This window comes from Thermococcus sp. 9N3 (genome assembly GCF_012027685.1).
GTDB lineage: Archaea > Methanobacteriota_B > Thermococci > Thermococcales > Thermococcaceae > Thermococcus > Thermococcus nautili.
Genome location: NZ_SNUV01000002.1, coordinates 47,716 through 61,124 on the forward strand (window position 1 = coordinate 47,716; position 13,409 = coordinate 61,124).

At 56.1% G+C, this 13,409-nt stretch carries 14 protein-coding genes; 8 read left to right on the plus strand and 6 right to left on the minus strand.

Annotated features, from left to right (window positions below):
• The first annotated feature begins 33 nt into the window (after positions 1-33).
• The gene (locus E3E30_RS07225) at positions 34-564 is read left to right on the plus strand and encodes a metal-sulfur cluster assembly factor (RefSeq protein ID WP_167729364.1); all 531 of its coding nucleotides are present in this window, start codon (positions 34-36) and stop codon (positions 562-564) included.
• A 131-nt stretch (positions 565-695) separates the two neighbouring features.
• Positions 696-899 carry a ferredoxin gene (locus E3E30_RS07230; protein WP_099209819.1) on the plus strand — a complete coding sequence of 68 codons (204 nt, stop codon included), beginning with the start codon at positions 696-698 and terminating at the stop codon, positions 897-899.
• A 62-nt stretch (positions 900-961) separates the two neighbouring features.
• On the opposite strand, the gene E3E30_RS07235 is transcribed toward E3E30_RS07230, so the two are convergent.
• Positions 962-2,134 carry a nicotinate phosphoribosyltransferase gene (locus tag E3E30_RS07235; protein WP_167729365.1) on the minus strand — a complete coding sequence of 391 codons (1,173 nt, stop codon included), beginning with the start codon at positions 2,132-2,134 and terminating at the stop codon, positions 962-964.
• A gap of 14 nt (positions 2,135-2,148) precedes the next feature.
• Between E3E30_RS07235 and E3E30_RS07240 the strand changes: the two genes are divergently transcribed.
• The 4 genes from E3E30_RS07240 to E3E30_RS07255 all read left to right on the plus strand — a co-directional run bounded on the left by E3E30_RS07240 (position 2,149) and on the right by E3E30_RS07255 (position 6,871).
• Entirely contained in the window at positions 2,149-2,706 is a 558-nt protein-coding gene (locus E3E30_RS07240) for a flavodoxin domain-containing protein (RefSeq protein ID WP_167729067.1), read from the plus strand.
• Entirely contained in the window at positions 2,681-5,017 is a 2,337-nt protein-coding gene (locus E3E30_RS07245; protein WP_167729068.1) for an MMPL family transporter, read from the plus strand. The genes E3E30_RS07240 and E3E30_RS07245 overlap by 26 nt, the downstream gene beginning before the upstream one ends.
• A gap of 57 nt (positions 5,018-5,074) precedes the next feature.
• Complete coding sequence (locus E3E30_RS07250) at positions 5,075-5,626, plus strand: TetR/AcrR family transcriptional regulator (RefSeq protein WP_167729069.1); 552 nt, start codon at positions 5,075-5,077, stop codon at positions 5,624-5,626.
• 453 nt (positions 5,627-6,079) lie between these two features.
• Positions 6,080-6,871, plus strand: coding sequence for an SDR family NAD(P)-dependent oxidoreductase (locus E3E30_RS07255; RefSeq protein ID WP_167729070.1), 792 nt, complete (start codon positions 6,080-6,082; stop codon positions 6,869-6,871).
• Here E3E30_RS07255 and E3E30_RS07260 read toward each other — a convergent pair.
• A complete protein-coding gene (locus E3E30_RS07260; RefSeq protein WP_167729071.1) occupies positions 6,863-7,762 on the minus strand; it encodes an MBL fold metallo-hydrolase in 900 nt (299 codons plus the stop codon). The two genes, E3E30_RS07255 and E3E30_RS07260, sit on opposite strands and share 9 nt — an antisense overlap.
• Before the next feature lie 115 nt (positions 7,763-7,877).
• Entirely contained in the window at positions 7,878-8,465 is a 588-nt protein-coding gene (locus E3E30_RS07265; RefSeq protein WP_167729072.1) for a DUF3800 domain-containing protein, read from the minus strand.
• A gap of 328 nt (positions 8,466-8,793) precedes the next feature.
• Here E3E30_RS07265 and E3E30_RS07270 point away from each other — a divergent pair, with 328 nt between their 5' ends.
• On the plus strand, positions 8,794-9,258 hold the full coding sequence (locus tag E3E30_RS07270) for a hypothetical protein (protein WP_167729073.1): 465 nt from the start codon (positions 8,794-8,796) through the stop codon (positions 9,256-9,258).
• 7 nt (positions 9,259-9,265) lie between these two features.
• On the opposite strand, the gene gltA is transcribed toward E3E30_RS07270, so the two are convergent.
• Both gltA and E3E30_RS07280 read right to left on the minus strand, forming a co-directional pair.
• Positions 9,266-10,681 (minus strand): NADPH-dependent glutamate synthase, encoded by a 1,416-nt coding sequence (gene gltA / locus E3E30_RS07275; RefSeq protein WP_167729074.1) that lies wholly within the window; start codon positions 10,679-10,681, stop codon positions 9,266-9,268.
• Complete coding sequence (locus E3E30_RS07280; RefSeq protein WP_042692414.1) at positions 10,682-11,533, minus strand: sulfide/dihydroorotate dehydrogenase-like FAD/NAD-binding protein; 852 nt, start codon at positions 11,531-11,533, stop codon at positions 10,682-10,684.
• 188 nt (positions 11,534-11,721) lie between these two features.
• Here E3E30_RS07280 and E3E30_RS07285 point away from each other — a divergent pair, with 188 nt between their 5' ends.
• Entirely contained in the window at positions 11,722-12,504 is a 783-nt protein-coding gene (locus tag E3E30_RS07285; protein ID WP_167729366.1) for a 4-phosphopantoate--beta-alanine ligase, read from the plus strand.
• Here the strand turns inward: E3E30_RS07285 and E3E30_RS07290 are convergent.
• Complete coding sequence (locus tag E3E30_RS07290; RefSeq protein ID WP_167729075.1) at positions 12,501-13,232, minus strand: helix-turn-helix domain-containing protein; 732 nt, start codon at positions 13,230-13,232, stop codon at positions 12,501-12,503. The genes E3E30_RS07285 and E3E30_RS07290 overlap by 4 nt on opposite strands.
• Positions 13,233-13,409: the final 177 nt, after the last annotated feature.

Consider the following 13,409-nt stretch of genomic DNA (forward strand, 5'->3'; position numbering starts at 1 on the left):
ATGTGTAGTTCTTAAGTTGGAGCGGTGGTGAGCATGGTCACGAAGGAAGAGGTTGAGAATGTCGTGAAATCCGTCGTTGACGGGAAGTTCATCCGCTCAATCGAGGTTGACGAGAAGGGCAACGTCACGGTTACCCTTGCAAAGGACACACCCGATATAGACAACGTTCTCATAAAGCTCCACTCCGAGCTCGGAAAGCTCGAGGGGGTCGGCTTGATAACCATCAACCGCGAGAGGGAAGTGAAGGAAGCTGGAGACGTCAAGATAACCGAGGAGATGATACTTGAGAAGCTCAAGGAGGTCATAGACCCCGAGATTGGAATAGACGTCGTCAACCTCGGCCTCATCTACGAGGTGAAGGTTAACCCCGACAACACCGTTTACGTCAAGATGACGATGACGACCCCCGGCTGTCCGCTGACAATGTGGATTCTCAGGGCCGTTGAGGACAAAATCCTCGAGATTCCCGGCGTTAAAGATGCGGAAATTGAGCTTACCTTCGACCCACCATGGACGCCGGACAGAATCAGCCCGGAGTACAAGAAGAAGCTGGGCCTTTACTGACCCATCTTGTCTTTTTCTGTTCATCTTAGCTTTCTTCCGCTTCCCTTTCCACAGACTATCGTTTCAAACCCTCGGTTTTAGGAACGAAAAGTTTATATTCGTCAAACCCCACCTAAGCCCGGTGATGTGCCATGGCGTGGAAGGTTACCGTCGACCAGGACACCTGCATTGGTGACGCCATCTGTGCCAGCCTCTGCCCGGACGTTTTCGAGATGAACGACGAGGGCAAGGCTCAGCCGGTCGTCGAGGTTATTGAGGACGAGAACCTCTACAACTGCGCTCAGGAGGCCATGGAGGCCTGCCCTGTTAGCGCTATCAGCATTGAGGAGGCCTGAAGGCCTCTCTTTCCTATTCCTTGTCGGGCTTTTCTGAAGACAATTAAAAAATTAAGAAGAGCTCATTCGAGGCTCAGCTTGAACTTCTCGGCCTGCTCAAGGACGTACTCCCTTATCTCCCTTGCCTTCGGGAGCTCGGCCACTATCTCACCGTTCTCGATGAGCGGCTGGAGGAGCGGTTCGACCTTCGCCCCACAGACGGGACAGCGTTCGAGCTTTTTCTCTGCCGGAACGCGGTGGTAGTGTCCGTTCTCACAGCGGTATATCTGCTTCCTTCCGCTCAGCTTCCCGCGCTTCGTTATCGGCTTCCCCTCAACCTCAACGATGTCAAGGGAAAAGTCTACCGGCTTTGCGCTCGCAATGGCAGAACCAACGCCGAAGGCGTCTGCCACGTCAACGATTTCCCTTATGCTCTCCTCGTTCAGCCCACCGCTCACGAAAATCTTCACCCAGTCGTAGCCCCTTAAGTCCAGCTCCCAGCGGACCTCCTCAATTATCTTCCTGAAGTTGCCCCTCCTCGAGCCCGGAGTGTCAAGCCTCACAGCTGTTAGCCTCTCGCCGAGCGCTTCAGCCGCCATCAATGCCTCGAACTTCTCGTCGCAGAGCGTATCAACGAGGGCTGTCCTCGGGACTTCTGGCTCAACAACTTCATCGAAGTACTTCCAGGCCTTCACCTGGTCACCGACTGTGAGTATTAACGCGTGGGGCATGGTTCCAACGGGCTTCTCCCCTATCATCTCCGCTCCTAGGACGCCGCTAACGCCGTCGCAACCGCCTATAAAGGCCGCTCTGTCAATCATCGGCGCTATGGCCGGGTGCATGTGCCTTATTCCGAATGAGTAAACCGGCTTGAAGTTGGCCGCTATCTTGACCCTCAATGCTGCCGTCGCTATCCCGCTCGCCTGGCTGAGCATTCCGAGTAGAGCCGTCTCGTAAATTCCAAACTCCTCGTAGTAGCCTTCAATTTGGAGAACCGGCTCGTAGGGGTGGAATATAGTGCCCTCTCTCATCGCGTAGACGTTCACCGGCAGACCTTCGAGGAGCTTCGCGACCTCCTCAATTCCCGCGAGAACGCCCCACTTCCATCCCTTGGGGAGGGAAGTCGTGGTGACGTCGGCGAAAACCTTCCTGTGGATTCCCTTCTCGGTCAGTATCTTCTTCGTTCGAATGAAGTAAACGTCCGTCGTCTTTCCAGCCTTTATATCCTCCTCGTGGGCGATGTAGAAGTTCCTCATCGGTCTCACCTGGAATGGACTTCTCTCGAACCGATTTAAGGGTTTCCAGAGAAAAGCTTATAAGGTTGCAAACCGACCGGTCGGTAGGTGATATGGTGCGGGTTTGCATTCTGTACGGCTCAAGGAGAGGGGCCACTAGGACCGTGGCGCAAGCGATTGAGAGGGCCCTTAGGAAGAAGGGCTACAACCCCCGCGCAGTGGAAGTTAAACAGAAACCCGACGTTGCCGACTGTGACCTCGTGATAGTTGGAGCACCGGTTTACTACGAGAGACCTCTCCCCGAGGTGCTGAGGTTCATCGAAGAGCAGGGAGGCCTCGCGGGGAAGAAGGTTACCGTTTTTATCCTGGCCATGGCTCAGAAGTTCGGAAAACATGGAAGGGAATACGCCGAGAGGAGGTACCTGAGGCTAATTATGGAGCCCATTAAGGGAGATGTCATTTCTTCGAGGGTATTTGAGGGGTGGCTCTTCAGAAAAAACGAGACAACGATAAAGGAAGCCCAAACCTGGGCGGAGGAGGTGGTAAAACTGGCCGGAGGTGAACCGGATGAGCTTTGCAGACCTCGTGGTTGAGAAGCCGAAGAGAACGATTGCAGTAATTCTGCTCGTCACGCTGGTCTTCATGGCCTTTGCCTCGCAGCTCAAGGAGGAAACGAGCCTGAACGCTCTGTTCCCCAACTACCCGGAGGTGAAGGCCCTTGAGAAAATTCAAAGGGACTTCGGCAATGTGGAGCCAGTTGTGGTCGTTTTCAGGGGGAGCAACGTGCTGACACCCGAGTACTTCTCCAAAACGGCCGAACTGACGGAGAAAATAATGGACGGCAGTGCGGGGAAATTCCTCATTGAGCCGAAGGAAAACGCCGTGACGTCCCTTCCCGCGGTTCTCGCATCTTACAGGCTCGCGAAGGAGGGAGTAAGCCCCACCCCGGACCGGGTTCTCGAGGAGATGCGCTCCTTCAAAACGGCCGCCGAAATCCGCGAAACGCTGAGGGAGTTCCTGAGCGACCCCTCCGTCCCGGAGCAGATGAAGGATTACGCCCTCTCGCTCCTCCCCAGGGACTTCAACCGGGAAAGGATGGAGAGCCCCTCGATGGCAATCTACGTCCTCCTCAACGCGAGCTACCCGGAGGACGAGCTTGAAAAGGCCGAGCTCGAGATAGAGGGCGACGCCCTCTCGGTTGACAACGACTCCCTCACCTACGGGTTCCACCTGATGAACTACTACTACGTCAAGACCGAGGAGCGCCTCGCGCCCGCCTTCCTGCTCGCCCTTGTCCTAATCCTCGCCCTCATGTACCTGAACTTCAGGAGCCTCGGGGACGTTGCCATATCGCTCATCACGCTGTTCCTCGCGGTGGTGTGGACGTTCGGCCTCGCGGGCGCGCTCGGCTGGAAGCTGGACCTCATGGCAGGCATGGTGCCGATTCTCGTCCTCGGCCTCGGCATAGACTTCTCCTTCCACGTCCTCATGGGCTACCGCGAGAAGCTGAACCTCGGACCGAAGGATGCCATGAAGGCCGTGCTCTCGACCGTCGGCGTGGCTCTCCTCCTCGCTATGGTCACGACCGTCGTCGGCTTCTCCTCAAACGCCATCTCAAGCCTCCCGAGCATGAGGCGCTTCGGGTTCCTCTCGGCCTTTGCAATCCTCTCGGTCTTCGTCCTCAACGTGACGTTCGTTCCGGCCCTTAAGGTTCTCCGCCCCTCCGCTCCCCCCGCGCGAAGGAAGGGACGGGCCCGCCTTGCCATCGGGGCGCTCTCGGACAAACGGTTCGCGGGCCTGCTCGTCATCTCTGCTTTCCTTGTGGCGGCGGTTGGCTGGTCCCTCGGCCTCGGAATGAAGGCCTCGTACAACCCCACAGGTGAGCTCGCGAAGGACCTGCGCGTTACAAAGGCCTACGAGCTCCTGAACAGCAAATTCGACATCGGGACCGAGAGGGTCTACGTCCGCGTTGATGGGAACCTGACGGACCCAGCTCTCTGGAGGAGGCTCCAGATTGCCGTGCAGAGAATGGCCGACGACAGGTACGTGGTCAAATCCGGCGGAAAACCGGCCGTTGAGTGGCTCCTGAGTGCGCTGCCCATGATTGCCGCCGAGAACCCGGGGGTCAGTAAAGCCTACGCCCTCGTTGATAGGAACGGGGACGGCTGGATTGACTCAAACGTGACACCCCGCGAGCTCGAGGAGTTTCTGAAGGAGGCATACGAGACAAGAACAGGGCGCTTTTACCTTCACGAGAGCAACGGGCACTTTGACGGCCTTCTTCTCGTTGTCCCCTCAAGGACGGACTTCGGCTACCACGGGAAGGAGCTCCTGAGGGAGCTGAGGGAGGACTTCAGGGGGCTGAACGCCACGATAACCGGCGACCCGATAATATGGGCCAAGGGGCTCGACGACATGAGGAACGCCATGATTCTCTCAATCCTCCTGTGTCTGGCCTTTGCCCTAACCGTACTGCCCGTTTCGTTCGCCGTTGCGCACCGCGCCCCCCTGGAAGGGCTCCTCGCGGCGCTCGTCCCCCTCGCGGTCCTCGGCTGGCTCTTCGCCACGATGAAGCTCCTCAACATCCCGCTCAACGCGATGACGGCCATGGTCGGCGCGATAATAGTCGGAATAGGCATAGACTACCCAATCCACGTCGCCAACCGCTGGGTCATCGAGAGAAGGTCAGGAAAAGGGTTCTGGGAGGCCTACTCGACTGCTGTCTCAACCGCGGGCAGGGAGGTGCTCTACTCGGCGCTGACGACGCTGATAGCCTTTGGAGTCCTCGTCACAATCCCCATACCTGTCGTGACCCAGTTCGCGGCGACCGTGCTGTTCGGCCTTGTCTACAGCTTCCTCGGGGCAGTGGTTCTCCTGCCGGCCATGGTGAGGCTCCTCCGGTGATTTCATTTTTTCACAAAGTATTTTTAGGTGGCCCACCAAGGAAGGCCGGGGGATGGCATGGCGAGGGACACGCGGACGAGGATAATCGAGGCTGCCCTTGAGCTCTTCAGCGAACGCTCATACCATGAGGTATCGGTCGAGGAGATAGCCAGAAAAGCCGGCGTCTCAAAGGGAGGGCTCTTCCACCACTTCCCGAGCAAGTACGAGCTCGCTAAGGCCGTTTTCTTCCACTACCTCACCCAGTGGGAGCGGGAGCTCGGGGAGGTCATGGAAAAAGCCGATGGCCCCGAGGAGAGGCTCCGGGTGCTGGTCGGAGCGATGTTCGACTTCGTGAGCCAGAACCAGAAGCTCTACCGGTTCTTCCTTGAGTTCTACGAGGAGAGCCTGAAGCGGGGCGAGTGGGAGGAGGAGTGGCGCGAGATGGCCGAGAGGTACCTTGAGATGATTGAAGGCCTCCTCCGCGATGCCGGCGTAGAAAACCCGCGGGTAAGGGCCTTCCTTCTCGTCTCGCTCATAGACGGCTTCGCCTTCGACTACCTTTTCCTCGACGGAGACGTCTCCGTGGAGGAGGCGAAGAGGGAGACCCTCAGGATGGTGCTGTGCCGATAGTGTTTAGAGCCCCTGTGCCGTATTACATTTTTCTTTTGGAAGCCTCGTCCTTTAGGGTAGGGTACAGTTTTTGACCCAGCGAGCTTTGAACAATCGAAACCCTTAAGTATCCTTGTCGTTTAAGTAGGCTTCGGGGAGGCCACTGTAAGACAACCCCTTTAAGGGGGTTTCAAGTTACCCTTCAGCCATTGAAGGGTTGACGCCGATAGGCGTTCTTTCAAAAACCGCCTTTAGGCGGTTAGAAACTCTAAGGGTGGTCTCTGAAACGATAACCCCAATCGGGTTTTTGCCCGTAGGGGTAACGGGCCGGAGACCCGGCCTTCGGGCGAACCCGAAAGTGGTAACACGAGTAGGGGATGATTGCCCGTAAACCGAACCGCCCGTTGGCGAGGGGTTAATTCCTTGGAACCCCCGCCTTTCAAGACGGGGAGGAGGTCAGATTAGGGGATTCCAATGGCCACCCCTCTATCTGAGCTGATTTCCCTCTCGGGAAGGAGGGCCCTGATTACGGGCGCCGCTTCGGGAATAGGCCGCGCAACGGCGCTTCGCTTCGCCGAGGCCGGGGCGGACCTCGAGCTTGTGGACGTTGACGAGTTCGGACTGAAGGAGACGAGGGAACTCGCCGGGGAGTTCGGCGTCGAGGTGAACGTCCACCGTGTGGACCTTTCGCGGAAGGTGGAGATAGACGCGCTGTGGGAGGCCCTGAAGGGCAGGGAGCCGGATATACTGGTGAACAACGCGGGAGTTTACTGGTTCAGGGACTTCGAGGAGGTGGACGAGGGGTTCTACGAGAGGGTCATGGCGATAAACCTCCACTCGGTGTTCTGGATGTGCCAGCACTTCGTCAGGACGAGGAAAGAACGGGGCGGCGTGATAATCAACGTGAGCTCCATAGAGGCGTTCCTCCCCTTTGCGAGGGGCCTGGCCCACTACGACACCGCGAAGCTCGGCGTGGTAGCCCTCACGAGGGCCATCGCGAGGGAGTACGGGAAGAGAATACGGGCGAACGTCATAGTTCCCGGCGGGATAGAGACCGAGGGCGTGAGGAGGCTCAAGAAGGAGGCGATAATGAAGTTCGACATGGAAAAGATAGGAATATCCTTTCACTTCAACGCCCGGCTTCCCATGGGGCGCTTCGGCGAGCCTGACGAGGTGGCGAGGGTTATTCTCTTCCTGGCTAGTGATTTGGCAAGCTACGTGAACGGGGCGGTGATTCCCGTCGACGGCGGCTTCCTCTCAACCTAACCTGAACGGGACCTTCGCTTTCTCGCCCCTCTCGATTTTGTGGAGCTCCCTCCTGTAGGCCTCCAGCGGTCTGTCCTCGACCTTCAGAAATCCAGCGAAGGTCTTCGGTCTCTTCTCGAGCTCGTCGAAGAAGCGCGGGTAGTTCCTGTCCCTGACGATGTGGTGGTCGAGGATTATTTGGGCGTTCGTTTCGCGGATTATCTCGTTGAGGTTTTTAATTCCCGTTTCCCAGCTTCCCTCGGCGCGCTTTCCAAGGTAAGTTGGCGGTCCGCCTGTTATGAGGACGTCGGGGTTCTTCTCGATTATCCACTCGACGGCCTTCCTGTTGAGGAGCTGGATGTCGCTGGCGTGGATTAGCCGGGTTCCGTCGTCGATGAGGACCATCACCACGAAGCCCAGCCTTGAGCCCTCGCTACCGTGCGGAACCGCCGGCGAGAACTCCAGTGTAACGCCACCGAGGTCGAAGCTCCTCCCGTCCGAGAACTCCACCCTCTTAGCTATTGGCTCCGCCTTCTTGAGGAAGGCCCAGGCCCGTTTCCTCTGGCTGAAGTTGATGTTCTCGGTGGGGTGTTTGGTGAATATCAGCTTTCCTTCGTAGATTTCCCTCGCAAAGGCTTCGCTGGAGCTCTCGTAGAGACCCTCGAAGAAAGGAGTGTGGTGGTCGTAGTGGTAGTGGGAAATCGTCACGAGGTCCGCTTTCCTCGCGTAGCCCTGTACCTTCCCCCTCATCTTTTGAAGGGTCTCGAGCTCGATTTTTGCCGGCGGGAGACCGTAGCGCTTCGGCCCGAGGGCGACGCCGGGGTCGATGAGGATTTTTAAGCCAGCAGCTTCCACGAACGTCGCCAGGCTCCTAACGCCGAGGCTTTCAGAGGCGAGCGGAATGAGTCGCATGGATATCACCTACCACTCAAAAATCTGCCGAAAGTTTAATAAAATCTGCCATCAAAGTGTCTCTCAGAGGTATGAGGGTGGGGGTCGCCCGGAAGGGGACTAGCCACCCGACTCCTCATAACCTTCTGAGTTCTCTCTCGTTGATGAATCGCCCGAAGATGATTTTATCACGTATTTTATCGATTAACTCACTGTTTCTGTACTGATAGTTGAGGTAGATGACATTAGCCATTGCATCGGCGAGCTGGAGACCAGCCCTTTTCTGAGAATCGTCCGGGACAACAGCTATGGAGTACCTTCTTGAGAGAAATCCCGAGATGTCCTTTGAGTATTGACTCCTATCCACAACGATAATTTGCGGAGCACCATATGATTGCAGACCTTGAACCAACGCCCCGTGTAGCTTCATGGCCGCTAAGCTCTTGTTGCGTTTGCTCTTGTCCAGCCAATCCCTCAGTTTCCTATCGTTCTTTGAAAGGACCACGTATGCAACTTTGAATTCCAAAGGGGAGAGCATTTTCACGGCTTCAACCTTCTCGTCATAAGATAGCTCGCTGAACTTAAGTTCCGGTAGTCCAAATTTCTTAGATATGTCTTGTATCGTGGTTTTTATTGCAGCCTCCTCGCAGAGCACAGCTGCAATTACAAAGTATCGCTTGTTACTCCTACTGCCACCGAGGTCCCCGCTCTCGTCCACGAACACTTGAGTCACGTTTTCTCCCCCACGGGATGTTGAATAAGAGTTTAAAGCACCATCGGATTACGAGATTTTCACGAGGATTCCCCCATCCAGTTGTCATGAGGTGGGAACCTTACCCATTCAAAAACAAAAGCTTAATTAACACTTTTTCCTTCACAACTCTCACGGGGTGGGATGACAGACCCACTTTAACCGATGACACCTACTCCCTGGAAAATGCCCCTTTGGCCGAAAGGAGGCTTGAGAGGGGAGATTTGGGTTGCGAACCGATGAGGAGTGTCATCCCTCCTGATGCCAAGATGATGACATTATCCCCACCTGAGGTGGTCCAATGCTGGGCTTTTTAAGGAGGAAGAAAACATACGGGCCCTTCGTTTACCTGACGGAGCCCACCTTCCTCTACCACACCCGAACCGAGAGGGCAATCGTTGAGATTATCGAAGAAAAACTGAACTCTAACAACATCCTCGTGCCCTCGAAGTACGGCATGAGGGACACGAGTGACAGGATTAAGGAAGCCGAGTACCTCGTCGCGGTTGCTCCCCTCGGGAAGTTCACGTCCCTCGTCGGGAGGGAAGTTAAGCTCGCGCAGGAGCTCGGCGTTAAAATCTTCACCCTCCTCATAGCGAGGAAGGAGAACGAGCTCGTTTACCTCTGGGTCGAGGGAGTTCCCGAGGAGGTCGAGTGGCTCTCGCCTGAAGAGACGATGGAGTTCACCAAGACGTTTCTCAACAGCGAGTTCATGGACTACCTGAGAAAGGGCCTGTTCTTCGGCTCAAGAAAAAGGGAATGGTAAAGCGGAGTCATGCGCTGGCCTTCTTCGCCCTGATGTACTTGTCTATCGCCTTTGCCGCCTTCTTTCCGTCGCCCATTGCGAGGATAACCGTTGCCTCGCCCCTTATCGCGTCTCCGCCCGCGAAGACTCCGGGAACGCTCGTCATAAGGTTCTCATCAACGACGAGCGTCCCGTTGGGGTTGGTCTTCAGGCCGGCTTCCTCGCTGATAATCTTGTTGGGCTCAAGGCCGATTGCTATTATCACCGTGTCTGCCTCAACGGTGACGTACTCGCCGGTTGGCTTTATCTTCCTCTTGCCCCTGCTGTCCCTCTCTTCCAACGGCTCCATCTTCTCGAATTTCACCGCCTTGACCTTGCCCTTCTCGTCGCCGATGAACTCAACCGGCTGGACGAAGTAGAGGAACTTCACGCCCTCCTCCTTCGCGTGCTCGACTTCCTCAATCCTCGCCGTCACGTCCTCCTCGCCACGCCTGTAGGCTATCGTCACATCACAACCAAGCCTCAGCGCGGAGCGCGCCGCGTCCATGGCGGTGTTTCCGGCTCCGATGACGATTACCTTCTTCCCAACCGCTATCGGCGTGTCGTACTCGGGGAACTCGTAGGCCTTCATAAGGTTAATCCTCGTGAGGAACTCGTTGGCCGAGTAAATCCTGTCGAGCAGGATTCCCGGGATGTTGAGGAGCTTCGGCGTTCCTGCCCCGGTTCCTATGAAGACGGCGTCGTACTCCTGGAGAAGCTCTTCAAGGGTGACCGTCTTTCCAACTACGTGGTCTGTCTTTATCTCGACTCCAAGGCGCTTGAGCTTGGCCAGCTCGTGGTCGAGTATCTCCTTGGGAAGCCTGAACTCGGGGATTCCATAGATGAGAACTCCACCGGGCTTGTGAAGGGCCTCGAAGACGGTCACCTTGTAGCCCATCTTCGCAAGCTCACCGGCGCAGGTCAGGCCCGCTGGACCAGCTCCCACGACGGCCACCTTTCCAAGCTCTCCGGTGCACTTCTCCTCGAACTCGCAGAGGAGCTCCTCCTCTATGCCGTGCTTCCTCGCGTAGTCGGCAACGAAGCGCTCAAGCTTGCCGATGTTTACAGCCTGGCCGACTTTTCCGACGACACATACACCCTCACACTGGTCCTCCTGCGGGCAGACACGGCCTGTTATGGCAGGGAGCGTGTTGTCGTTCCAGATTATCCTCAGGGCGCCCTTGATGTCGCCCTCCTTAATCTTGGCTATGAAGGCAGGAATGTTGATGTGAACCGGACAGCCCTTTATACAGGGCGCGTAGTTCTCGGGACACTGGAGGCAACGCTCAGCTTCCTTAACGGCAAGCTCAAAAGTGTAGCCGAGGTTGACCTCACCGAAGTCCTTAACCCTCTCCTCAACGGGTCTCTCAGGGGTTGGAACCCTCTCCTTGATGAGCTTCGGCATTCAAATCACCCCCTTGGCGCGGAGATATTCAAGATAGCGCTCCTTGGCAAGCCTCTCCTGTTCCGAGAAGCGCTCATAGTTTCTCCTTATCGCGTCCTCCCAGTCAATCTTGTGGGCGTCAAAGACCGGCCCGTCCCTGCAGGCGAACTTTACTTCCCCGTCGTATAGAACCCTGCACGAACCGCACATGCCGGTTCCGTCCACCATAATCTGCCTCACCGTTGCGTAGGTTGGGATTCCGTAGGGCCTCGTGAGCTCGGCGAGTTTTGCGAGGTTTCTCAGACTTCCTCCCGCAAATATGACATCAACCCGGTCTTTCTCGATGAGCTCTCGCACAACGTCGAGGTAGTGGCCCTTTATGCCGACCGACCCGTCAAGGGTCGTTAGGTAGTACTCGTCAGCGACTTCCCTAGCCAAAAAGCGGGTTGGGTAAACCTTCTCCCTGTCCTCGAAGGTCTGAACGGAAATCGTGTAATTGCCGGCCTCACGCATGACTTTAAGTGTTGCCCGGTTCTCGGCGTGGCCGCAGACGGCATCGGAGACGAAGGCGACTCTACCGTAGTTCTTGACCTTAATCGGCTTTCCAAGGGGCCCGACGAAGCTCCAGAGCTCGTCCCCGGGCTTGTACTCGTGGTAGAGCTGAAGGCTTGTCTTTCCGAGCTTCCTGATAAACATCCCAACCTTTCCATCTTCGGCTTTGTAGACAGACATGGGTATTCTCTCTCCCCTCTCGTGGAGGATGAAGACGACGAACTGTCCGGGTTTCCAGGCCTTTGCAACGTGCGGTGCCTCCACTTCTACAAAATAGTCAATTGGACTCAAATCCTCCTTTGCGGTAATCTTGTATCCCACGATGAACACCCCCGCTCACGGGAACATTTTTGTTCACCAAAAGTTCTGAACCTTGAGTTTATACGATTTTCTTGAACCAAAGGTTTAGAACCCTTTTTCAGCCAAAAGAAGGAACGAGCTTGCTTTTTCGAAGGGGACCACTAAGACAGGTTTATTAGGGATGGGGAGAAAAGTCTCCGGTGGTTGGAATGGTGAAGATTCCAAAGAGCCATCCGCGCTACTGGAGCCTCTACTACCGCGAGAAAATCATAGAGGGGATGGAGAAGGGAATGACGGCCAAAGCCGGTCTAATCGCCCACGGGCGCGGGGAGGCTTTTGACTACCTCATCGGTGAGAAAACGATAGAACCCGCCGAAAGAGCCATGAGGGCAGCGGTTGCCAAGTTTCTGCTCGCGGAGTGGCCCGTAATCTCGGTGAACGGCAACGTCGCGGCGCTCGTTCCGAAGGAGACGATTGAGCTGGCGAAGGCCCTCGGCGCGAAGCTCGAGATAAACCTCTTCTACCGGACGGAAGAGCGCGTTAGAGCCATAGAGCGGGAGCTCCGGAAGTACGACCCCGGGATGGAGATACTCGGCATAAACCCGACGAAAAGGATTCCGGGCCTTGAGCACGAGCGCGGAAAGGTTGACGAAAATGGCATCTGGAGGACAGACGTCGTTCTCGTCCCGCTTGAGGACGGCGACAGGACGGAGGCGCTCGTGAAGATGGGCAAGTTCGTGGTTACCGTTGACCTGAACCCCCTCTCAAGGAGCGCGAGGATGGCTGATATAACGATAGTTGACAACATAGTCCGTGCATACCCGAGAATGGTTGAGCTGGCAAAGGAAATGCAGAACCTTCCAAGGGAAGAGCTCAAGAAGATAGTTGAGTCCTACGACAACGGGAAAACGCTGAGCGACGTTCTGGTGCACATAAGGAACAGACTAACTGAGCTCGCCGAAGAAGGAATCTGGAGAAGGAAGGAGCTTTAAAGTTCCTTCTCCGTTTTTTCAACGAGTTTTCTAAGGTTGGTTATGAGCTCCGACTCGCTTGAGGCCTTCGAAACTACCAGGGGAACCCTTTCGCGCTCGGCCAGTTTAACAGCGAGCTCATCGAGCCTCTTGACCCCGTGAAGGACTATGACGGCCGGCTTCAATCCCTGGACGCGGACGGCTATCATGGGGCTCCTCCCTGTGGTCACCTTCGTGAAAACTAGGGCCCTCTCGGTAGTCCAGCCGTAGAGCTTGAGGAACTCCTCACTGCTCATCTCAAGTATCGCCCTTATGCTGTCAACGACGGTGTAGCCGTAGATTCTCCGCTCGATGAGGTGTGGATTCGCCACAACCTCGCCGCGGACGGCCTCAACGACGTCAGAAATCTTCACCGGAACCGCGAACTCCCTTATGTCGAGTATCGCACTCGTGGGGAGCTCCCCTTCGATGGTCTTGCTGAAGGCCCTTATGACGTTGCCACCGCGCCTCTCGTCGATTTCAAGAAGGGCTTCCACAAACTTCCTTATAGTTGAGGCGCCGGGGCTCTTTCTCCTTCCGCCCTCGTAATCGCTGATGACCGAGGAAGAGACGCCGAGGTACTCGGCAAGCTCGGTCTGGCTGATTCCAAAGATTTCGCGCCATTTTCGCATCGTTTTTCCGGGGTCAGAGGAGAGCGTTATCTCACCTGCAATCCTCTTAGCGAGCGCTTCCTTCTCTTTCTCCAGCATGCCCGTTACTACTCGTAATAGATTATAAGCCTTTCGGCAATTGCTGAAACCCCGTTCTGGTTTTAGGCAAGCTTCGCCAAAGAAACTTTGCCCACAGCCTTTGAGAAAGGCTGGCGAAATGAGTGCCCTTCTCGCCAAAGAGCAGAAAAACAGTCGGGCACTAACGAAAAAGCAAGT